Raw genomic sequence first — 23,155 nt, forward strand, 5'->3', positions numbered from 1 at the left:
TGGAATCTTAACAGAGCCTCTCAGCCCTGTGGGCAACCGGATTCATCCAAATCTTACACTACCCTGAGCCGTAACTGCAGGGTATTCCGAAGTCCAGATTAGTTACCTTATTTTATATCTCTCAATCTCCTATTTCTCAAAATTACCATTCCAAACACTTTGGAGTTATAACTCCAAACCTTTTAGAGTTATGCTTGCAAACACTTTAGAGTTATAAGTCTAAACACTCCAGAGTTATGCTTGCAAACATTTTAGAGTTATAAGTCTAAACACTTTAGAATTATGCTTGCAAAGTGTTTGGAATTATGCTTGCAATTATCAATAAACAGAAACCACCTCCGGATATTCAAAAGAACGGGGTTCTTTGGTTGTATAGCTACCGCTTGATTGCGTAGTTACCTTCACCCTCCAATCTCCCGTCGTGACTTCGGCCGGCAGCACAAACTGCAGCTTGGTCGAAGTATTGGGTGTTACCATCTTTGCCTGGATAAGCACCGGGCTGTCTCCTTCGGCCGGATCGACAGGCGTAAAGGTGATGCCTACCGTGGGGTCGTCTCCCTTTAGCGACAGGTTCATTCCCTGGATAAGCGCCATGCCGCGGAAAGGCAACTGATTGGGTTCGTTGGTGGTAGGATCGCATACGTTCTGAATAATGGGGCCTGTGGCTCCCGGCTGCAAATAGGCATATACCCTGGCTTTGGATATAGCCTCGATCGCTTCTGTTCCTTGTGTAAGATTGATGGAGACACGCAACCTGTTTGCATCTATTTCGTGTCCCAGATCTTTTGAAGTGATGCATCCCTTGATACTGATGGAAGAACGGAACAAATCGGTCACAATGTTATTTCCTTCCGCCGCTGCCGCGGCGCATTCTTTCAGAAAAAGGTGAACAAAAGCAGTCCCGTTCACACTGGTAGTTGCTATTTCCCGTTTAGCGATACGTTCTATTATATCCTCGACCGAAAGCGAAGCTGTTACCTGCGGCAACAGGTAATAATCGTTTGGATCGTCTTTTGTCAGTTCGTTCTTGTGCGCAATTGCATTGATTGTTGCCATATTTTCTTTGTTTTAATTAGATTAAGGAAACTCTATTTTTTTTCGAAGCCGGGGCAAGCCCCGGCTTCTCGTTTAAATTGTTAAATTGTTAAATTGATCAGATATCCCGGACACAGCGAACATAGCCATTGCTGTTGCTCGTGTAGCGTTACTGTAATTGCCATTGCTGAAGTGCAATATGCAGCGTTGCCGGCATTACCATTGTAGACCGAACTACTCCAGTACCACTTGCTGAGGAACGGAGCGCAACCGTTGTTTTGCAATGTAGCTCTATTATCATATATTCCCTTTAACTCTATCATTGTAGGAACACGCCAACCTGTACCTAATCCTTTACAATAACTAATAGCGGCAGCGTAATTGGATATAGTAGTACCACGCTCAGTCTTTTCAACCTCGATGGAATACTCCTTACTGACTGTAAACGCAGAAGAACTACCGTTCCTATCAGAACCCGTTGTACCGGAAGAAGCGCCGCCATCATAATTGAATGGAGGGTAAGCGGTGTTACTTCCTGTCCAAATTTTATATGTATTGGCCAAGGCCTGGTTGATGGTAATTTTATTCATAAGCCCTGCCGCCTGCGTAACCGTAACCGTTTTTGAATGATTACCCCCCGTTACTGCAATAGTAAACACAGCAGAACGCTCATCGCCCGTATTGGCAGAAGTATTAAACTTTAACGTTTGTGCCGATCCGGTGGCTGTAGATGAAGACGTTCCGGCAGAAATGGCCGTACTTCCACTCTTACGGGTAGCTGTCCAGGGTAAGCCACTTGTACCCGTAACCGTAATGCTACCGCTCGTGGCAGTGGCTGCTATATTTACGGAGGTGTTGCTTACCGAGAATGTAGAACCGCTTTGTCTGATCGCTACCGCTTTCGATATATTTCCGGCTGTTACCGTTACATTGCCGCTACGTTCCGTTGAATTAGGATTCACCGAAGCTGTTTTATAAGTAAATGTTTGGTTGGAGCCATTAGTCGTCCCCGTAGTAGTACCTGTCAATGTCAACCAGGAAGAAACGGCATTGGCAACACTAAAGCTCAATCCGCTCGTTCCATTCAGCGTATAAGTACCGCTAGCGCCGGACGTTGCAGCCAATGGGTTCACATTAGCCGATACGGTAAGCGAAGATGCGGGTTGGCTAACGGCAATAGTTTTTGTAAGTCCGGCATCGGTGCCGCTTACGGCATTTCCGGCTTTCACCGTGATAGTACCGGAGCGGACAGAGGCGGACGGATTTACCGGGGCGCTATAGGTTATACTTTGCGCAGAGCCGGTCGTATTGTTCGTACCGCTGAGCGTGCCCGAAAGCGTCAACCAGTCCAGGTTGCTCTTAGACACTACCCACGAAAGACCTTGCGTAGCAGTAAAGGTAGAGGAGGCAGACTGGGTTCCTGTATTTGGTATCGTAGCAGCCCCGCTTACTGCGAGCGTAGATCCGGCTTGGTTAACAGTTAGTGTACCTGTTGGGCTATCGGCTTGTCCGCCGGCCGTAACCGTGATAGTACCTGCACGTTTGGCACTGCCGGGGTTGGTGGCTGTCGTACTATAAGTTACGGTATTGCTTGCTGCCGTGTTGCTTCCGCTGGTAGTGCCTACCGCAATCCAGGCTGTACCGGTGGAAGCAGTCCAGGTCAATCCGGGAGTGGCGCCAAAAGTTACCGAAGCATTAGACACCGGCGTAGCTGCCACGTCTACCGAGCTGCCTGTTACGGTAGAACCGGCCTGCGTAACCGTTACGTTTTTAGACAAAGCAAGGTAGCTGCCATTGCTTATAGAGTTTCCGCCCTTCACCACTACTGTGGCCTGGCGGGTATTCTTTGATGGGTTGCTGGTAGTAGCTTTAAACGTCAGGTCTTGATTTGCACCTGTAGCCTCAGTAGACAAAGGAGATGCGAACGAGAGCCAGTCCGCCCCGCTGATTGTTGCCTGAATCGCCAGTCCTTTCGTTGCATTTACCCACGCATTAGTGCTCACCGAATTAACAGCGGCGTCCATCTGCCCCGGGTTATTAACGGCCAATACGGAGCCGCTTTGTTTGACTGTAACAACTTTACCGTCTATCGTAAAGTTGTCGGACCGCTCTTCGGCCGAAGGGTTGGCAGATACGGCCGTAAACGTGATCTTGGCCGGCCCGTTGTATGTGATCTCCGCGCCTGCTCCTGCCGAAGTACTACCTATCATTGCCGAGAGCCATGTAGGCAGCATAAAGCTCCATTGCACACCCGGACGGGCTGTTACCTGCACATCTTTGGACGAACCTTTGGCTGCTTCCAGATTATCGGGGTTAATAATATCGGGTACTTTGCCTACCGTAACGCGCTTATCGGCAAAGTCTATTCCGGTAAGGGTTATTGTCATATTGTAGGCGCAGTTGCGCGAAACGTTATAATTGTTGTACGTATTCGTCATGTGAGTGGCATCGCCGCCGGGGTATAACTTGACGGAGACATTCTCGTAAGTAACGCCGTCTTGTATGGCCGTACCCTGTATTTCGATATATGTTGCATTCGTAACGCCTGTGCCTACTTTCTCTTTCTCGGATGATACGGCATTAGCTCCATTTACTATGCCTGCCTTGTTTTCGGGCAGATACCAGTACATAGTTGCCGAGGTGTTGTCTACTATTCCGGTATAGTTTTTATATGAAACCGACGATAGTTGTGCATCAGGTTCTATAAACTGTGATTTGCCGGGTACATTGTTCAACGTCACACTGGTTGGGGTGAACGAGAACCCGTTGGCATTACCGATTGTATACTTAAAAGCTATTTTAGCCGCCTGACGCACCATATCCACCGAGCTGGTTATTCCGGCATCCGTTATGGCTCCTGTCCATAATCCGGTCATACCCAGACTTCCCGAGGGAAGGCCGTCGGCCGAAACGGCAAAGTCTTTCGTATAAGTCTTCAATACGGCCTCGCTGGTAATAAACGATTCCAGGTCGCCGGCATTAACAATAAAATAAATGCGGCATGCAGCCGAGGTCTTCAGCTTTAAGTTCACTTCCATACCACCGGAAGGATTGGTTGTAAAAGCGCCGCTTTCAAAATACTGGCTATACAGTTTGCCCGTATCGTCGTATTGGGCTACCCAAAGGTTGCTTATGTTGTCTTCGGCCGTTTTATCCATTGCATTGGTTGCCCTTGTGGAAGGCGTAAATACGGTATCTACCGACTCTTTCGTTTCCTTTCCTGTAAACAGAAGGCTGCGCGAAGAGGGTGAGTTGCTGGATAGAACATTCATACGGAATGTTGCATCTACTTCCTTTCCTTCGCCTCCCGTTGTAGGACGTTCTTCTACTTCCGTTTGCGAACACGCACCCAGAAACATCAGCAAAACAAAAAGAAGCAAACATGTCAGCGAAAGCCCGACACGTAGTTTCCGGATATCTGCATACCTGTCACTATTTACTTTATTTGCCTGTTTCATTGTATTTTGTTTTTCCATTATCATCTCAACCTACATTACCGTTACCACTCCAATCAATATTAGTCCATTCAGCTATAACAATTCCTACGCCTATACCCTCATTAATATCCGGGTCGGAAGGATTCGGATTGCCGGGATCGGCTCCCCCTACATTATCGTCTGTAAACGAAATGGTATTCCAGTCCATCACACGCATAAGCAGTTTACTTACATCGTTCTTTACCTGCAGGGTAAAGACATATCTCTTGCCGGAATCAAATGCAATGTTCTTGTTGACCGTTGCACCCAGGTTTACCGAATTACCATCACGCTCTACCGTTACGGCTATATTAAAGGGAGTGCCATCTTTAGGAAGGACGATTCCTATCACTTTGTTCAATCCCAGGTTATCTGGATCGGAAGCGGGATCTACGGCCTGAAAGTCGCTTTCAACAAAAGAGACTGTGCCGGCATCGGTAGCCTCCGATCCGGTCTTGGAAATCTCTTCACTCTCACCGGCAACCAGGTTTGCCCCCGACTTGGAAATGGAGCTTAGCTTCAGGGCGGTTCCTCTCAAACTAATCACCGAAACAGCGCTCGAAGCGTCGCAGGCCACATTGAACACGACCAAAGAACACTTTCGTTTAAATGTCTGTAAGGTTACAGTGCTTGAAGACTTGGATATGGTAACCGTTCGTGCACAGGAGGCCATTACATCCTCTTTGTGCGGGATATTTGTTATCTGGTTTGTGCCTCCTGCATTCGTAATCGGACGTGCCGGAGATATGGCATAGAAGTCGTACTTACCACTACGCACAAACATGCCTTTTGCAGTACCTTCTATTTTCTTTCCCTCATTATCTACCAGACAAGGAGATAATGAACCATCCGCCCCCACAACGTAGGTAGCCTGAAAATTGGGAGTAACAGTAGAAAAGTCTGCCGGGTTGGTCACAGTTTCACCCAAACGTCCTATCAGATAGGCAGCAATACGTACGGTTGCACCTTCGGGCAGAGCTGTCGGGTCTCCATCGGCCCGTACCTGCGCCTTCGTAGATGAACCGCCCGCTGTGACCACCGTCAATCCCAAATCAGGACGACTAAAGCTCAACTCTACCGGCTGAGCTTCGTCGGGAACGACATCTTCTACCATGCTGCCCGTACATCCCGTTGCCAACAAACAAACGGTAGCCAGCAGGGTACGGCATGAAAGAATTGTCTTATATAAATGGAATCGTTTCATCATGTCTCTTTGTTTTTTCTCTTGTGAATGGGAGGGGTATCTCTCCCCGCCCACCCTTTATAAGTTGACAGGTCACTTGTAAACTATCAACTTATTCAACAGGTATGTCCTCACCGTTACCGTTTCCGGCTATCCAGTCGGTCACCTGTAAATCTGTTATCACAATACCCTGAGGTTGTATCTCGATATTGTAGATATAGTTCTTGCCCTTCTCCCAGTTAATGTTGAATGTCGTAGGCGAACCATCATTTTGCGGCTTCATGGTGAACACCCGTTTGGCATCATCCGTAAACTCAAGGGTCACCCCCGTTGCCGTTACCGGAATAGCCAGCCCGAATGCCTGTATGGGAGCCTTTGACCTGTCAGCTACATTGGTTGCTACCTTTCGCGGTTCCCCTACCGGGATGAACGAAAGTTGGTCTACCGCTGTAAGCGAACCGCTCAATTCGCCGGTTTCCAGATTCAACTTGGCGCTGGAAGCCTTCTTAAAAGCTCCTGTCCCTTTCAGTACCAGAGACATCACATACGACTCCGACAAGGCGGAGCCACTGTTGGACTCGATGATACGGAAGCTCACTTTAGCAAGGGCATGGCTCAATGTAAGCGACACCTGAGGATGCCAACGGTCTACGATAGCAGTGCCTTTACCGTACAGGTAGTCTTCCTGACCATCCAGTTCCCATTGTACATCGGTTGCTACATCTCCCGGAGCTCCGGTTCCGCCATCACTAAATATAAACGACTGCTTGTCCTTTACCGAGACGCTACTCATGACAGGTACTTTCGTACCATTCTCCGAAGCTAAGCTTACGCTCTTCTCAGAAGGAGAATAGGCATACACCGTTCCCTTTTCGGAAAAGAGATAGAGCATCGGATAGAAATCCAGATCAGGCTCCCAAGCCGAAACATTGTACTTGAATACCTGTCTGTAGTTGCCATCATACGGGTACGTTATTCCGTTCTTATCCTGCGTAACAAACAGTCCCACTGTTTGGAGCGGGTTAGGGTTACCCGGTGTAGCAACAGGAGGCACTCCCGTAACAATGCTTCTCGATTCCACCTCCACTGACAAGCCCAGATTCTTAACACTCAAAGGGACTCCCTCTTCCGTATTATCGCCTTCGCCTTCATGGCCTGTGCCCAAAGAGGTCTCCGCCTCTGTACATGAGCACAGCAGTATCAATGCAATGAGCGACAGGTTATATAAAAACTGTTTCATGGGCTTTGTACTTAAAAGAGGATTATAGAGGTATTTCTTCGCTTATTTCTTCGTCTACCCAGTCTGTTACATCTACACTAACAACGTCCAGCTTATTCTTACCAGCCATCAATGTATAAATGTAATTACTACCGGCTACCCATTCCATAGCAGGAAGAGTAACAGTAAAGACCATATCGTTACTACTGTCATTTAAGGTAACTGTCACATCTATTTCATTATCACTAAATGAGATAGGATAAACCGACATGCTGACAGCCTTAGAAACAGTCTTACCGCTTACGGCATTCAGTCCTGTGCCTGCTGCTATAAATTGGTTTTCGCTTTCTGTATCTCCTGTCTCTATCTGGCGTTTCAATATGTAATTGCTTATGTTGCGGGTGATTGTTGCTGCACTACCACTTGTTGTAATTGTACCGTCAACCAAAGACATCGTACCTTCTCCCAGAAAATTAGTAGCACCCGAATGGTTCTTTATTACAATCGATTTAAGAGTGACATCTGAAGTGCTTAACTTTCCACCATCATATACACGGAAAGATACCATAGACAGCGCATGATTCATGCTCAAGCCAATCTTCCAACCCGGATTATTTTCATTTGCGTTATCTGCATCAGCATCCGGTTTAACAACAGCGAACCCATCGGCATGTCCATTATTTACATAACGGCCACCAGCAACAGTTGCGTCATGATACATATAGTCTTTTTCGTCAAGAGATGCGATCTTCTGTTTACGGGCAGCACTGCTAGTAGAACCGTTTGAAGCCCATTTAGCACCATCCCACTTCATGGCTGCATTATTAGCATATTGAGCATCGATAGTGCCTGTTGCCAAAAGATTAGCAGGAACTTTCAAATCAGCTTCCGATGAAGGAGTTACGCCACTAAGAGCATTTGCATTATAAGGATAATAAGCATATACGCAACCAACATCTTTCGTCAGGTAGAAAGGGGTCTCCTCCTGATCTGCATGGGTAGCGCCTTTCGTTAATATGGAAAGCCAGTTGGCTCCGGCTTCATCACCTACAAACCAAACCTGATGAGAAGTGGCATAAGCAGTATGGTTAGAGCCATCCGGTGAGTACCAAGCATTCTTGGCTTTGTTCAAGATTGCAATACCTATGCCCGGCACAGAATCGTTATCAGCATAATTGTCTTTGTTATAGGTAATCTTATTGCCTACTACAACAGAGCGCGTAACAGACTTCGTTCCGGCATCTACTTTCAGATTGGTGGTTACTCCTAATGCAACCTGTCCATTATTATCCGGCTGCGGAATATCCGTTTCATTTTCAGAACAGCTTACTGCTGTAAACATGGCAACCGCAAAGGCGCCAACTCTCATAATGTTCTTCATATCCATTTGTTTTTATGGTCCTCTTTACGGAGTACCTGATTTATATTAATTTCTCGTTTAGTTCGCTTCGCTCACTCTCTCCTCATACAGGTATTTCTTCCTGATCCATATCTGTCCAGGGTTCCACACCTACAGAAACAGCATCTATGCTATTTCCATCAGTAAAGGAAAGTGTTATCAAATGTCTTTTGCCTGTCTGGAAACCTCCTTCTACCGACAAACAAACATCGGATGTTGTAAGAACTTCATTTCCTCTTCCGTCTTTCGTTGTAGTTATACGGACGTAAAGCGGATGCTCTTTTGTACCGTCGACAGGCTGCACAGGCAACAAGACATATCCTTGGGCATCCGGCAAAGCATTCCCGGGATCTGTTACTTCCGGAATTGGCAAATCCCGAATATCCTGAACTGTTAAATCCCGTACATCACCATTCGACGAAACATTAGACAGCGAAGGAGATACCAACACAAGATCTAGCTCCTGCTTAGTATGGACTCCCACAATTTCAATGTTCTTTATACTTCCCCATTTATCGGGATGAGAACTGTAACAAACAAATTGTAACTGCGTAAGCAAATGGCGGAATGTACACAAGGTAACAGGAGCATCCATACTACCCGTCAAAAGTCCCGTAGCCATTATATCGGTAGTTCCGTCTACTGAAAATTGTACACCTCCGTTAACTAATGTCGCTTTCCCATTATCCGCCGGATAGTAACCATGCAGGCGAGTATTCTCTCCCTGTATCGGATATAACTGGGATTCTGCAAAAACAATCGGCCTGCGTCCGTTTCCATTTGTCCGCTTAGCCAGACAAATGTTCCAGCTCCCATACACAGCAGCTCCTTTCGACGTCTCGTCCTGACGGGCAAAGCATACATCCAAGTCCTTTTCATAGCCGGAGTTTATCACTGTACGGGTTGCAGAGCCAATAGCCCCTTCCAAATGCACCTCCGTCGGAACAGGAATCGGATCATCCTTTCCATCCGAACAAGACATACATCCCCAAAGGAACATCGCGGTCACTGTCGTTAGTAAAATCTTCATCTCCTGCTACATTTAAAAACATTAGTTTGGAACAACAGAAGAACCTCCGCTGTTACCAGGTATCCATTCGGCTATACCGGCTTCTACGGTAATTTCTCCCGTTACAGTAAAGTTCAGGGTAATCATGTGAGATTGACTGGCTTTAACTCCATCTGCTATATTATTGATAGGTACTGTTAATGTTTTCTCCATACCGTCATAAGTAGCTTTCACTTCCAATGTAATAGCCGAAGCTGCTGTTCCCATACCCGACGTAGGATATAGCATCAAATAACCGGTCTTAGGATTTGTTTCCGTAGAAAGTGTAACAGCCGCAGGACAATTCAATACAGCTAAATCTGCATTTACCGGAGCTGCAGCAGGTGCTAAAGAAGCGCCGCTTGTTTTATCGATAGAAAGTTCTAATGCTGTAGGCACCGCTTTCACTGTGATGGAAGTAATAGCAGACCATTTTGCAACTGCTTCACTAGAACCCACACATTTGAATTGCAATTGTGTTAGCAAATGCTGAAAGGTAAATGGCTGAAAAGGATTATTAGCAGCACCCTTTTGTACGTCGGTAGCCATAATGTCTTCATCTCCCGTTATCGTATAAGAAACCTTTGCAGGATTAGATGTAGTAGCGAAACTAGCCTGGGGATAGAACCCAATTAATGCAGACTCTCCATTAGATACTGAATATGTTTGTGTTGTTCCGAATGTTACTGAAGTATTTCCGCTACCTCCGGCACGAACAGCATCAATAGCCGCTGCCCATGTAGTGTTCGAAAAAGGATTATCCAAGCGTCCGAAAGATACATTCAAATCTTTACTATAATCGGCGTCAATCACAGCACGGGTAGTTGTACTAATACCTGCACTTAATTCAATATTTTTTGCTGTTCCGTTATCAATCGGTTCTTCATCATTTGAGCAACTGCATAAACCACATACAGCCAGCATACCCACTAATAAATACTTGTTTGTTTTCATAACGTTCTATTTTATATTAATAATTATTATTCAACTGTACCTGAGCCTTCCGCACCTTGTTCCCAAGGAGCAACAGAGGCAGTTCCTTCAATTGTAACTTCACCACTCTTCTGGAATACTAAAGAAATAAGATGTGAATTGCCTGCCAATGCTTTCAATGGTTGCTGATCCTTTGTGTTTTTAATAGTAATTTCTTTGCTTATGGTATCATCGCCATACGTGATCTTTACTTTTACTCCGTCTAATGTATTTATCATTAACGGTTCACCAAACTTAACCAACGTAGTAGTTAATGCCAGCGGTGTTTCGGGAGCACCGGGTACAGGAACTTCTGCTGCAGTGGCATAAGTAATTCCACCATCTTTAATATTCATGGATTGTGCATACTGTGCACCTTGTACCTTTATGGCTTTTACTGCTTTAGGGCTATCTTCCATATACGCCTCAGACGCCTGTACCTGAAAAACCAATTGAGTTAATGCGTGCGTAAAAGCAAAAGCTCCAACCGGTTTCATTTTACTTCCATTCACTATTCCACCCCACATAATGTCTTCCGTTCCAGTTTTCTTAAAGGTTACGACACCACTCACAGAAGCAATATTAGGATGCCAAGCTGCCATATAAACATTTCCATTTGTCGGATATGTCTTGGAAGTATTTAACGGCACTTTATCTCCTGCTGAAGTTTCGGCAGCCGTCAGTGTTACCGAATTTTGCCAACTTGGAGCTACAGTCCAGTCTGTTGGTTCACTTGTAGCTTCAAAAGCAGTAATGGCAGCAGTAAACTCATCACCTGTTGTGACTGGAGCTTTTGTAATTGTTCCATATACAGTGGCACCAATTTTGATTTCCGCATCACTACCATTACCGGTCATTCCATCATCAGATGAGCAACCACACATCGTTACGGCCAATAATGCCGAACAAATCCAACTTTGTTTCATAATACTTATAATTTATATTCACTCTATAACTCCCATTCCATTACTACCCCTTATCCAATTGGCAACTATCGAAGACAATTCAATGACTCCTTTCGTATGTACATTTATTGATAAGAGATATGAAGTTCCTGCCAAAGACATTCCTCCCTCTTCTTCAAAAACCACAGGCAAATGCTCAAACCTTGTTTCATTGCCAACAGACGTCTGCAAGATTACAGAAATATAGACAGGTACATTGGGCTGGATCATTACCACACCAGGGACAGATACATTATCCGTACCCAGCAAAACGACATCACCATCTGTATAGTCATATCCTATAATGTCTTTTTTTGGACCTGTAAATTGGAGAGATTTATCTGTAAGAGACAAAGTTGCTTCTGCTTGTGTACCTTCTACTATAATTGATTTAAGGGATAAATTCCGTAAAGCACCCTCGGCATCACAACGAATCTGAAAACGTAACTGTGTAAGCAAATGAATGAAATCGAAACGTTTTTCATCCTGCCAGAACATATCGTTCATGCTTCCTGCCTGTTCTTCCGACAACATAATATCTTGCTGTCCGTCTAGTATATATGAAACTTGATTATTATCCGACAGCTCAGCCGATGGTATAAAACCACATAAGTATACTTGACTATTATCTTCGGGATAATAACGCGGTTCTGCAAAAACGACACGGCCGACTGATTGCATGGCAGCACTCCAGACTTCTGTATAGTTTTTTGATTCGACACCTTTCGCAAAAAAGACAGAATCATCTATTATATTTTCATAATTATCGCTACCTGCATAACCTAGCTGTGATTGTAAAACAATTTCGCGCCGTCCGGAAAAATCATCTTTTTCCGACGAACACCCCGTTCCTGTATAAATAAATAATACAATCAGAGCTAACAGACGATAAAAACACAATACAAATTTCATACCCTTACGTAATTTCTATATACTACTCATAGGTTTCAACCCCGGCAACCCCTTTATGCCAGTCGGTCAATTCTATCTTTATCCCATCTATTTTATCTGGCGAAATCTCCAAATCCAATACTATATAAGTGGATAAACTTTCATTAAAAGCGTCATTCACCTGATCGCTTATATCTGTTGATGAAGTAAAAGCATTACCATCCTTCTTGGTAACGTTAAGAAACAACTCCGCACGTTCACCTTCACCTCCGCAACAAAAACCAAATAAATTAAGCGATGTAGCATATACATCACCTGCAATCTGTTCCGGAGTAAATCTGACAGAAGCCACACGGTCAAAAAGAGCTTTCCCCGTAGGAATATGTATTTCAGGAGAAACACCATTAATAAAACCATCTATCTTCCTGATACCATCCAAACCAATTATTTTAATATTCAACTCCACTTGCTTAACCAAACAAGCCGGATATAATTCATTGGTGCTACAATCGGGGCCGCTAACATCAAGTTTTCCCTCACCTGTACCATACAAATTCATAGGCTGGGCAACATGCGACACCGTAGCTTTCAAAGAAGAAACAGGACGAGCAACTGCACGGGCAGCATCGTAGCCATTATCCATATCTAAGTCTATATTCGTACCATCAGGGTTGCAAACGGCAACCTGATAAATTCCGGCAGGCAGAGTACCTTCATATCCGGAAGATTTGCCATACCTAAGAATAGGAACAGAAGAGCCTTCCTTATAAAAATAATAGATCATGTCCGAGGGTTTATCCTTCGTTTTCCAATTCAATATCAAACGAACCTTTCCATTACGATCCCAGTCTTCGTCTGTAGAACGATATACGCAGGCTGATAATCCGGCAACTAAAGCAATGATTCCGGCCAAACATAGGACTTGTGTATATTTACATTTCACCATACTCTTTCCTTTAAAATCCAAAACGATACAATACACTTATTTTTAGCCCAACCATAAATCCGGTAGACGAAAAACGAGTCTCCAAATAATTTTTATTATCTATTTCGTCATACCTGTATTTCTTTCCATTAAAGACAGAACGATATCCGGTCTGCAACTCCGCTTCCATACAAAAACCGGAATAAACAGGAATTAAATAACCGATTGAAGCACCTGCTGTCCAAAAACGTCCGGTACGACCATACAATCCATCCACACTAATTTTCTCCCCCCGTATATCAAAATCACCATACTGTCCAAACAATCCAACACTAAGCCCACTAAAAGAGCCTTTTTCAATCGGCCACACTTTAGGCGATAATGTAATATCTGATACGGACCATTTATTATCATCCTTTCCCTTATACGAAAAGTCTGCATATTTACCGGCCAAAGCAATCGACCATCTATCAGCAAAATAGTATTCTAATTCCAGGTTTGGCATAAAAGAACCTATCTGAATCCCTGTATTTCCATTGCCCAATTCAAGAGAAGAAACAATTTTAAACCAAGGCAGTAAATTCGTTTTTACTGCAAATTTTAAAGGAAAGACATAATGTGCAGTCTGTAATTCTTTCTGTACAACAGACGGGGTAGTTGATTTAACTGCCGGTTTTACCGTTTGTGTTTTGAGTACCGGAGTCCCATTTTCTGTCATCACTCTTCCGGTAACAGAAACAGATGGTTTATTTTTAATAAGCAAACGATAGTCTTCCAGCTCCGAGTCATCAAACAATTCGTCCGTAATAACATAAATGATACGACTTTCTCCATTTGAAGAACCCCGTGAATAGAAATCAACATAAGGAACACTTCCGTATCGTTTAATAGCATCTTTAACAGCAACAGGATATAGACTTTCACTATAGCAGATTTCCTGATTAACAAACCACGGAAGAGGTGATCCTACTAAATATACATCTACCCTATCCCTGTATGTTCCACTCTTATCAATGTAGAAAGCCACGCATTCATGAGGAATATTCAATTTGGATTTAACATATGCACGTATACGACTTGCACGAAGTGAAGCTTCATTAATAACAGTTCCTTCGGCATAATCATAAGCGCTGACATGAGCAACAATTAAAATATGAGATTTATTATCCAATAATTTTGAACGGGCGGAAAGAAGATCTTCGTTCATACATTGCAAAGCAAACGCATTATCCCCATAATCGACTAGTAAAAAATTCTGATTTTCTGGAAAAGAAAACAAATAAGAATTAGCAGGTAAATAATTCTGTGCCAACACTTCATTTACCCCTAACAATATACAGAATAACAATATGTTCAGAACTTTTTTCACTACTTAAGCTTCTAAGTTTAATTGTGCATCTATTATCAATAGGTGCACATAAGACACTACATCTTTGTATTTCAATCATATACAACACATCTATAACCTTCTTTTAGATTAATTGTAAAATAATGCCATTGTTAAAATAGGCTAACTCGTCAGTATTATTGATCGTTAAATTATGTTTCATTGGTGAATTATAAGTGTTTTGGTATTTTTATTTTCACTATTTTTGTGACGGTATTTACAAATAATAAAACAATGTGCACCTATTGATAATAGATGCACATTGTTTTATTTTGAGACACAACATGAATTTCAAGAGCAATTTAAAATCTGGAGTGTTTTGTTTTTTTAATCATTCTATTTGAATAAAACCTGGATTTATAGTTCAATTACCTTTTTATTTATACGTCGTATCAAAGAAGAATTAAAAGAATCTAAGTAAATTTGCGTTGTTCGTTCACTGGCATGCCCCAAACACGTACTAATAATCGCTGTCGGCATTAAATTATTACGGGCGACTGTTGCCCACGTATGGCGGGCTACGTACGAACTGAGTCCCTGTATATCTAACTTTTCCCCTATACGTGCCAGATTCCGGTTATACGCAGTGAGGCCACTACGATAACGTTGATAATTTTCTTCAAGTGATGCATCATCCAACAAGATTGGCCAAACATAATCACTATCTTCCCGGCGATATCTGTCAATTAAATGTAACATTGGAGATTCCAGAAATATAACGACCTCTCTCTTCGTTTTGACGCGTTGATAACGGATCATATTCTCATGTATATTTGAATGGCGTAAATAAGCCATATCGGCGTATCCCATACCACATGAATAAAAACTAAACATAAACATATCTCTTGTTAAGGCAACTGGAGTTCCAAATACTAAATTCAAATCCAATATTTTCCGTAATTTATTCTTGCTAAGAGAGCGTTTAACTGTTGGTTGTGGAGTAAATGAAAAACCTTCAAAAGGATTTTTACGCGAAGATATACATCCCAAAGACTGTGCCCGATTATAAATAGCTCTTATGTTCCGTAAATAAAAATGTACTGTATTACGACTTATCCCTCTATTTTCAAGCCACTCTACATAATCTCTAATAAATTCATGATTCAATATATGAAAAGGAATCCATGTATTCCCCACAAAAAGGATTAAAGACTTCAAACTACTTTGATAAACCCGTACTAAACCTAAATGACCAGTTTTCTTTTTTTCCTCTATTAACTGGTCGGCAAACCATACAAAACCTTTACGGCTAACATTTGCTCCTATTGTAAATTTATTCTCCATAACTAATTAATATAAAAAACCATGTGAAAAATAAACAGAGGAAAACACAAAAATGATATATTCAAATATTAGCTTATATTAGTCATTTTAGCTAAAAACAAAAAACAGAAACTAAGGTTACAATTAACAATAACATAATAAGCCCATTATTATATAATGGACTATCTGGTTAAAACATGATTACAAAGAAGCCAGAATAAGATTCCACACATCAGCATCCTATTCTGTAGTATATACCGTTGCATCTACTGCATGTGATAAAATATATGCAGCAGGTGTATCGTTTGATGGAGAAAAACGATCTGCCAAATGCTCTATTACAGCCTTCTTATCTTCTCCGAAAACGGGTATCAACAAAGGTGAATTATTAAGAATAAGGGTACCTGTCATAGTAATACGAAACTGATGACTGGCTGGATGCTGAGAAACTGTATAACTACGGCTATCTGACAATAGTTCCATTGTATTAGGAAAAATAGAAGCTGTATGTGCATCATTTCCTATGCCTAATATAATACAATCAAAAGTAGGCATCAAGTTAAATAACGGCAGATATTCTTTTACTTCCCACGAATAACGCATAGCTTCTGCCCCTGGTTCTTTCTCTCCTTTAATACGATGAATATGTTCTTCCGGAATGTGCAGAGGTTTAAACAACAAACGATTTGCCTGTCCATAATTACTATCAGAATCTGAAGCGGGAACACACCGTTCGTCTACCCAGAAAAAGCGAAGTGCATTCCAATCAATTTTATCTCTATATTCTTCTACCCAAAGGGAAAACATTTGTTTTGCAGTTTCCCCTCCCGACAACGCCAGATTAAACGGCTCTAAACCTTTTTCCTGCATTAGCTGAGTCAAATGCTCAGTCATAATACGAAGCGCTGTTTTTGAATCTTTACAATATTCTATTTTCATATATTCTCTTTATTTACTTTTACAGGAACAAGGCTTTTCCACCATTCCCAACATTATTTTCTGGAACGGGCCATTTTCTCCCGGCTGATAATAAAATAAGTTCTTCTCACCTTCCTCTTTCCAGTGATGAAGAATTGGATCTATAAATTTCCAACTGGTTTCCAAAGCATCACTACGTGCATATAATGTGCTATCGCCTAACATTGCATCCAACAAAAGACGTTCATATGCATCCGGAAGATAAGTCTTAGAAAGTGAATCATAACGAAAATCCATACCAACCTGTTTCACTTCAAAACCTGCGCCGGGCATCTTTAATCCGAATTTCAAAGAAATACTTTCATCCGGTTGAATCCGAATTGTAAGCTTATTGCACGAACCTCCCGAACATTGTCCCACAAACAATTTATGCGGAGTTGATTTAAAATGAATGACGATTTCCGATTTTTTCTCCGGCATCTCTTTCCCTGTTACAAAATAGAACGGAACTCCACTCCAACGCCAATTGTCAATAAAAAATTTCATAGCCACATAAGTTTCTGTAGTAGAATCCGGCGCAACATTTTTTTCTTCCCGATAGCCTTTATATTGAGCCCGGACAATTTGTGTATCAATTTCTTTTGGCTTAAACGGACGAAGAGAACGAAATACTTTTACTATTTCATCCCGAATAGGTTCCGGTTCAAAAATGGCAGGAGATTCCATCGCAACAAACGACATAAGTTGCATCAGGTGGTTCTGAATCATATCACGCATCGCACCCGCTGAATCATAATATTTACCACGATTTTCAACTCCCAACGTTTCTGTTGCACTAATTTCTATAGATTCTATATAATTACGATTCCAGAGTGGTTCAAATATACCGTTCGAAAAACGAAGTACTAATATATTTTGTACCGTTTCTTTCCCTAAATAATGATCTATACGATAAATTTCTTCTTCATGGAAAATATGACGAAGATGTTCGCTCAATGCTCTCGCTGATTCAAAGCTAGTACCAAAAGGTTTTTCAACAATGATGCGTCTCCAACCATCCGTTGATTGGGAAGCATTCAATCCACTTTCCAATAAACATCGCGGAATCACTTCATACATCATCGGGGGAGTTGCCAGATAATATATAATTTTATCCGGCAATTGGTACTTACTCTGCAATAACTCAATTCGCTCACGCAATTTATAATACTCATCCGTATTATTAGAGTCGAACGATAAATAATAAACAAAATCAAGGAACTGGTCAAGTTGCTCTTCACTATATTCTTTACCTTTCTGTTCATCAATAATATGCTGGCGCTCAAATGTACGATATTCCTCATCCGAATAGTTAGTCCTGGATGCTCCTAAAATGCAAAAACGGTTCGGAAGCAAACCCCGAACATGCAATTCGAAAAGGGACGGAAGCAACTTACGGCCAGTCAAATCACCCGATGCTCCGAATATAACTAATAATTGATCATCTGCCTTTTTCATACTATTCTTTTTAAACGTTATAACTACCGGAAACTGTCTGTCCTCCCTCACCAGTCCAGTTTGTGTGAAAAAATTTCCCTCTTTCCCAATCCACCCGTTCATACATATGAGCTCCAAAGTAATCACGTTGCGCTTGGATAAGATTTGCAGCAGAATGAAGCGTTTTCAGTCCGTCAAAATAACTTAGTGCAGCACTCATAGCAGGCAAAGCGATGCCATTCATCACACCTTCAGATACAGATTTACGCCAAGCAGGAAGCGAAGTTTGTATTTTACTACGGAAAAAATCATCAAACAACAGATTCTCCAACTCCGGTTGTTTACGATATGCTTCCGTTATCTTCTGCAAAAATACAGAACGAATAATACACCCTTTACGCCATATCATTGCTATAGTACCATAATCCAGTTTCCACCCGTAGTGCTCGGAAGTACGGCGAAGGAGAGAAAATCCTTGTGCATACGAAACCAATTTAGATGCATAAAGAGCCATACGAAACTCTTCTGTCGAAAGAGTTGTTTCTTCTTGAATACCTACATATGGATATAGCCCCGATGCTTTTTTACGTTCATCCTGCAATGCAGAAAGCATACGTGCATAAACAGCCGCTGTAATCAAAGTTAACGGATCATTTTCGTCCATAGCAGCAATGGCACTCCATTTACCGGTTCCCTTCTGGCCTGCCACATCAAGAATTTTATCCAACAAATAAGTACCACCTTCTTTATAACGAAGTATATCTGCCGTAATATTAATCAGATAACTATCCAATTCACCTTTATTCCATTCATCAAAGACACGTGCTAATGTTTCATTATCCAATCCTGCAAGATTTTTTAAAAGCGAGTAAGCCTCTGATATAAGTTGCATATCTCCATATTCGATACCATTATGTACAGTCTTAACAAAATGCCCTGAACCACCCGGACCAATCCATTGGCAGCACGGAGTCCCATCATCCAATTTTGCTGCTATAGCCTGCAGGATATCTTTTACCAACGGCCAGGCTGCAGGCGAACCACCCGGCATAATAGAAGGTCCATACAATGCCCCGATTTCGCCACCCGATATACCGGTACCAATAAAATACATTCCTAAACTTTCAACCTCCTTTACACGGCGTTCTGTATCAAGAAAATCCGAATTGCCTCCGTCAATGATAACATCGCCGGGAGATAAATACGGAACAAGTTGTACTATCAGTTCATCAACCGGAGAACCGGCTTTAACCATCATCATTATTTTGCGGGGTCTGCTAACTGACTCAACCAAATCTTTTATAGAAAAGGCTCCTATAAAGTTTTTCCCTTTCCCCCGTCCTTCAAGGAAACGGCCAACAACTCCTTCCTCACCAGGAGCTGTCCGGTTATATACAGAGACTTTAAAACCTTTACTTTCCATATTCAGGGCCAAGTTTTCACCCATCACGGCTAAACCAATCAGTCCAATATCAGATTTTTCAAAATTATCCATATCTTTGTTATTTTAATTTATCATAGAAAACAAATCATTCAATGCTTCACTCATTGAAGGATGAGTAAAAATATTATCTCTAAGAAATGTATAGTTTTCACCTGTCCGCACAGCTAAAGACACTATATTTATAACTTCACTAGAATCGGCACAGAAAAGGGTACACCCCAGAATACATCCTGTATCTTTATCCACAACCGCTTTCAATAAGCCTTCCGGCTGGCCGAGAGTCCGACTTCTGGGATTAGCAGCCGAAAGCATTCTGGCTACTTTTATATTCTTACCCATTTTCAAGGCTTCTTCTTCACTTACTCCGACACGGGACAAAGGAGGGTCTATAAAAACAGAATATGCAATTGCTTGCCTATCGTCCAAGTTACGATGCCCGTTACCAAACAATTCTTCCTTGATAATCCGGTAATCGTCCAAAGATAAATAGGTAAATTGAAGTCCTCCATGTACATCTCCAACCGCCCAGATATTCTCTACATTTGTACGTAAATGCTTGTCTACAACTATAGCACCTCTACTATCTGTTTTAATACCAGCTGCCTCTAAGTCCAAACTTTTTGTGTTAGGACGACGACCTGTTGCCAATAAAATAGCATCCGCATTTACTTTTGTTGTTTCGCCTGTTATCGCATCCCTGTAAATAACAGATGCTTTTTTAGAATCATGCTCTATAGTCTGAACAATTGCATTCAGATGGATATTTATTCCCTTTTTTTCCAATACTTCTTTGACTGCCGCAGCAATGTCTCTATCTTCCCGGGGAATAAAATGTTCACCTGCCTCTAAAACAGTAACTTTTGAACCAAATCCTGTAAACATTGAAGCAAACTCCAACCCTACATACCCTCCACCTATAATAGCCAAACGCTTGGGCAATTTATTCAGTTCCATAATTGATGTACTTGTATAAACATAAGGATTTCCCTTTATACCGTTTATATTAGGAATAATTGTCGAAGCCCCTGTATTAATAAAAATTCTCTCTCCTTCAATTTGTATGGTTTCTTTAGAAGACTTCACTAAAATTTCATAAGGAGAACGGAATGAAGCCTCACCTGTGTAAACAATTACATTATCTTTTGTATTTAATTTTTCGTAATTTACTTTACGGAGAAAAGAAGTTAAATCATTTTTAGCTTTGACCGCTTTTTTATATTCTTCTGCATATTGATCAAAACTAGCAGGTCTCCGATACTCCAAAACTTTAGACAAGTGTACCAGTGTTTTCGTCGGAATACAACCAATATTAATACAAGTCCCGCCATACATTTTTGATGAACGTTCAATAATTGCAACACTCCATCCGCGAGACGCAAACTCTGCAGCTAATGTTTTTCCTGCTTTACCAAAACCTATAATTATTGCATTATATCTTTTCATTGCCGTCCTTTCTCCTATTATTAACTATTAAAACAACACTTATTTTAACCTAATTGTTCGTATTATTTCTTTAAAAGTCTTCGAGCCGTATCAGAAAGAAGAATAAGGGCTCCGGCTAAAATAGCTATATCTTTTATCACTAATCTGCCTGCTCCTGAAAGTAAAGGTACGATTAGAAGATGCTGCTAAATGAAGAAACTCGTTGTAAAAAGCTGTTACTTTTGTTTTCATAATCACTTATATTCAGGTATTAATATTATTATTGCAAAAGTAACGGCTGCTCTATACGTAAGAAATGGTTATTTTCCTATTATAATTTGCAATTTTTCCTATTCTAAAACTTTCTCAGCTTTATTTTTATAGACAGAACGATAATTTGAAGTACTCAGGCCCGTTGTTTTTTTAAAGAAGCGGCTAAAAGTTGCCTGATCTTCAAATCCTAAAATTACAGCTATTTCCTTCGCACTTTTATTGGAATAAAGTAATAATCGTTCAGCTTCTGCCTTAATCCGATCATGTATAATACGGATGGCTGAAGGCTGATGGTAAGAAGATAATATATTAGCCAAAGTTTTAGGAGATTTATTCAACATATCTGCATATTCCTGGACCTGTTTCTTTTCTTTATAATATGTATCCACTAATACATGAAATTTCCGGATTATTTCAAATTGTGAGCCATTTTCCGGAGCTACACCATGACGGTTCTCAGCAATACGGGTACAAAGAATTATAAAACGTTTTAAAAGAACCCGAAGCATTTCTTCCTGCAAATGGTCACAATCTTCAAACTCCACTTGCATAATGCCTAACAAAGTTTCCAACTTATCACGTTCTTTTTCTTTTAAGTCAAAAATAACTATTTGAGACGATCCATGAAACAATAAGCCATTACACGAAACTTCGTGATCATTTCCATGTATACAATAAAAATTACTATTGAATAATAAAGCAATATATTCACCTTCTATCCGTACAAACTCCAAACGGTACAAATGAGATAAAGACATCAACTGATTAGCTTTCAATATAACCCTTTGATGATCAATTTCCAGTTCAATCTCACCAGAAAGTATCCATATAAATTTATAAAATTCTTTATCTCTCAAAGCGGTGTTGTTTTCATGCAAAGTATTACAGAGAAGTATTTTCCCTTTCATTTTTGCGTTTTCAAAAAGTAGATTCATAATATATTTGTTTTATAATTATTCATTTCCATTCGGATGGGAATTCTCCCGTCAGCCGCCGAAACCATCTGGAGAATGTATCTTGGTTCGAAAATCCCAGCATAATAGCAATTTGCGATGGACGTAAACGTGTTTTACGAAGTAGATCCTTTGCCTCCAACAATACATAATCTGCAATCCATTCCACAGCTGTCATTTGAGAATATTGACGGCATTTCATATTAAATTCCGGTGAACTCAATCCTAATTTTTCTGCATAAAAATAAGCCGGAGAATGATGGTAACGACTAATCAATAAAGCCAAATCATGGAAAAAAAGAGGAATATCATCCCTCTCTATTCTCTCTTCATGCACAGAATACTGTAAACCGATAACTAAAGCTCTCAACAAAGATTCAATTACCTTAGCCCGTATTTCCCTGGGAGTATTCAATTGCGACTCTATTAAGTTAAGCATAGTCATTGCTTCATTTATTTCTTTCTCAGTAATATCCCGAATAATCAAACGTTGCCGGTTAATCAAAAATTCCTCCGAGACAAAGACAACTATACCGCTAAAGTTAGTTTCTATAAATGATTTTACACTTGTTACACCTTCACCTGCAGCAAGTAAAACCTGTCCCTTTACTATATTACAATCGTCTTTATTTACCTTACAAGAAAAAGAGCCTCCGGTACAAATCACAACTAATGTACCTGTTTCAAAAGAAGGCAAAGCCTCTCCCTTCCCATCTTTCACATGATATATTTTTAATGCTCGTTCCAGTACTAATTCAGGTACAGAAACCATATGATATAGGTCTATTGGCAATATTCTATTTATACTATTCCCCATATATTATGCATTTAAAGAATTGATTTGCTCAATAAACATTTAAAGATAGTTATTAGTTTTGATCAGATACCGCATTTCATAATTATTCAAATAAAAAAGCACTATCTAAA

At 41.2% G+C, this 23,155-nt stretch carries 18 protein-coding genes and 1 pseudogene; all 19 read right to left on the reverse strand.

What is annotated here, in order from left to right; genetic code table 11:
• Positions 1-318 precede the first annotated feature (318 nt).
• Positions 319-1,056, reverse strand: coding sequence for a DNA-binding domain-containing protein (locus ACYIB7_RS09620; protein ID WP_480336895.1), 738 nt, complete (start codon positions 1,054-1,056; stop codon positions 319-321).
• A gap of 80 nt (positions 1,057-1,136) precedes the next feature.
• Positions 1,137-4,493, reverse strand: a complete 3,357-nt coding sequence (locus tag ACYIB7_RS09625; RefSeq protein WP_480336897.1) for a BACON domain-containing protein — start codon at positions 4,491-4,493, stop codon at positions 1,137-1,139.
• 25 nt (positions 4,494-4,518) lie between these two features.
• On the reverse strand, positions 4,519-5,718 hold the full coding sequence (locus tag ACYIB7_RS09630) for a BF2992 family fimbrillin-A clan protein (RefSeq protein WP_233202189.1): 1,200 nt from the start codon (positions 5,716-5,718) through the stop codon (positions 4,519-4,521).
• Positions 5,719-5,806: 88 nt separating this feature from the next.
• Positions 5,807-6,934, reverse strand: a complete 1,128-nt coding sequence (locus ACYIB7_RS09635; RefSeq protein WP_480336898.1) for a fimbrillin family protein — start codon at positions 6,932-6,934, stop codon at positions 5,807-5,809.
• 22 nt (positions 6,935-6,956) lie between these two features.
• Positions 6,957-8,294, reverse strand: a complete 1,338-nt coding sequence (locus tag ACYIB7_RS09640; protein WP_480336899.1) for a fimbrillin family protein — start codon at positions 8,292-8,294, stop codon at positions 6,957-6,959.
• An 82-nt stretch (positions 8,295-8,376) separates the two neighbouring features.
• On the reverse strand, positions 8,377-9,342 hold the full coding sequence (locus tag ACYIB7_RS09645) for a fimbrillin family protein (protein ID WP_480336900.1): 966 nt from the start codon (positions 9,340-9,342) through the stop codon (positions 8,377-8,379).
• A gap of 21 nt (positions 9,343-9,363) precedes the next feature.
• The gene (locus ACYIB7_RS09650) at positions 9,364-10,314 is read right to left on the reverse strand and encodes a fimbrillin family protein (RefSeq protein WP_480336901.1); all 951 of its coding nucleotides are present in this window, start codon (positions 10,312-10,314) and stop codon (positions 9,364-9,366) included.
• Positions 10,315-10,340: 26 nt separating this feature from the next.
• A complete protein-coding gene (locus tag ACYIB7_RS09655; RefSeq protein WP_480336902.1) occupies positions 10,341-11,258 on the reverse strand; it encodes a fimbrillin family protein in 918 nt (305 codons plus the stop codon).
• Between the two features lie 18 nt (positions 11,259-11,276).
• Positions 11,277-12,188 (reverse strand): fimbrillin family protein, encoded by a 912-nt coding sequence (locus ACYIB7_RS09660; RefSeq protein WP_103982153.1) that lies wholly within the window; start codon positions 12,186-12,188, stop codon positions 11,277-11,279.
• A 22-nt stretch (positions 12,189-12,210) separates the two neighbouring features.
• On the reverse strand, positions 12,211-13,113 hold the full coding sequence (locus ACYIB7_RS09665; RefSeq protein WP_480336903.1) for a DUF5119 domain-containing protein: 903 nt from the start codon (positions 13,111-13,113) through the stop codon (positions 12,211-12,213).
• A 10-nt stretch (positions 13,114-13,123) separates the two neighbouring features.
• Positions 13,124-14,461 (reverse strand): DUF3575 domain-containing protein, encoded by a 1,338-nt coding sequence (locus ACYIB7_RS09670; RefSeq protein ID WP_480336905.1) that lies wholly within the window; start codon positions 14,459-14,461, stop codon positions 13,124-13,126.
• A 375-nt stretch (positions 14,462-14,836) separates the two neighbouring features.
• Positions 14,837-15,763, reverse strand: coding sequence for a tyrosine-type recombinase/integrase (locus tag ACYIB7_RS09675; RefSeq protein WP_103982155.1), 927 nt, complete (start codon positions 15,761-15,763; stop codon positions 14,837-14,839).
• Positions 15,764-15,982: 219 nt separating this feature from the next.
• A complete protein-coding gene (pgl, locus tag ACYIB7_RS09680; RefSeq protein WP_103982156.1) occupies positions 15,983-16,681 on the reverse strand; it encodes a 6-phosphogluconolactonase in 699 nt (232 codons plus the stop codon).
• Positions 16,682-16,690: 9 nt separating this feature from the next.
• Positions 16,691-18,157, reverse strand: a complete 1,467-nt coding sequence (gene zwf / locus ACYIB7_RS09685; protein WP_103982157.1) for a glucose-6-phosphate dehydrogenase — start codon at positions 18,155-18,157, stop codon at positions 16,691-16,693.
• 10 nt (positions 18,158-18,167) lie between these two features.
• Positions 18,168-19,631 carry a decarboxylating NADP(+)-dependent phosphogluconate dehydrogenase gene (gnd, locus tag ACYIB7_RS09690; RefSeq protein WP_103982158.1) on the reverse strand — a complete coding sequence of 488 codons (1,464 nt, stop codon included), beginning with the start codon at positions 19,629-19,631 and terminating at the stop codon, positions 18,168-18,170.
• 12 nt (positions 19,632-19,643) lie between these two features.
• Entirely contained in the window at positions 19,644-21,023 is a 1,380-nt protein-coding gene (locus ACYIB7_RS09695) for an FAD-dependent oxidoreductase (protein ID WP_480336906.1), read from the reverse strand.
• Positions 21,024-21,085: 62 nt separating this feature from the next.
• Positions 21,086-21,190, reverse strand: a pseudogene (locus ACYIB7_RS09700) (DUF417 family protein); the annotation flags it as partial.
• 162 nt (positions 21,191-21,352) lie between these two features.
• Entirely contained in the window at positions 21,353-22,210 is an 858-nt protein-coding gene (locus tag ACYIB7_RS09705; protein ID WP_103982160.1) for an AraC family transcriptional regulator, read from the reverse strand.
• Between the two features lie 22 nt (positions 22,211-22,232).
• Positions 22,233-23,045, reverse strand: coding sequence for an AraC family transcriptional regulator (locus ACYIB7_RS09710; protein ID WP_103982161.1), 813 nt, complete (start codon positions 23,043-23,045; stop codon positions 22,233-22,235).
• Positions 23,046-23,155: the final 110 nt, after the last annotated feature.

It is taken from the genome of Parabacteroides sp. KHUB-03, assembly GCF_056640975.1.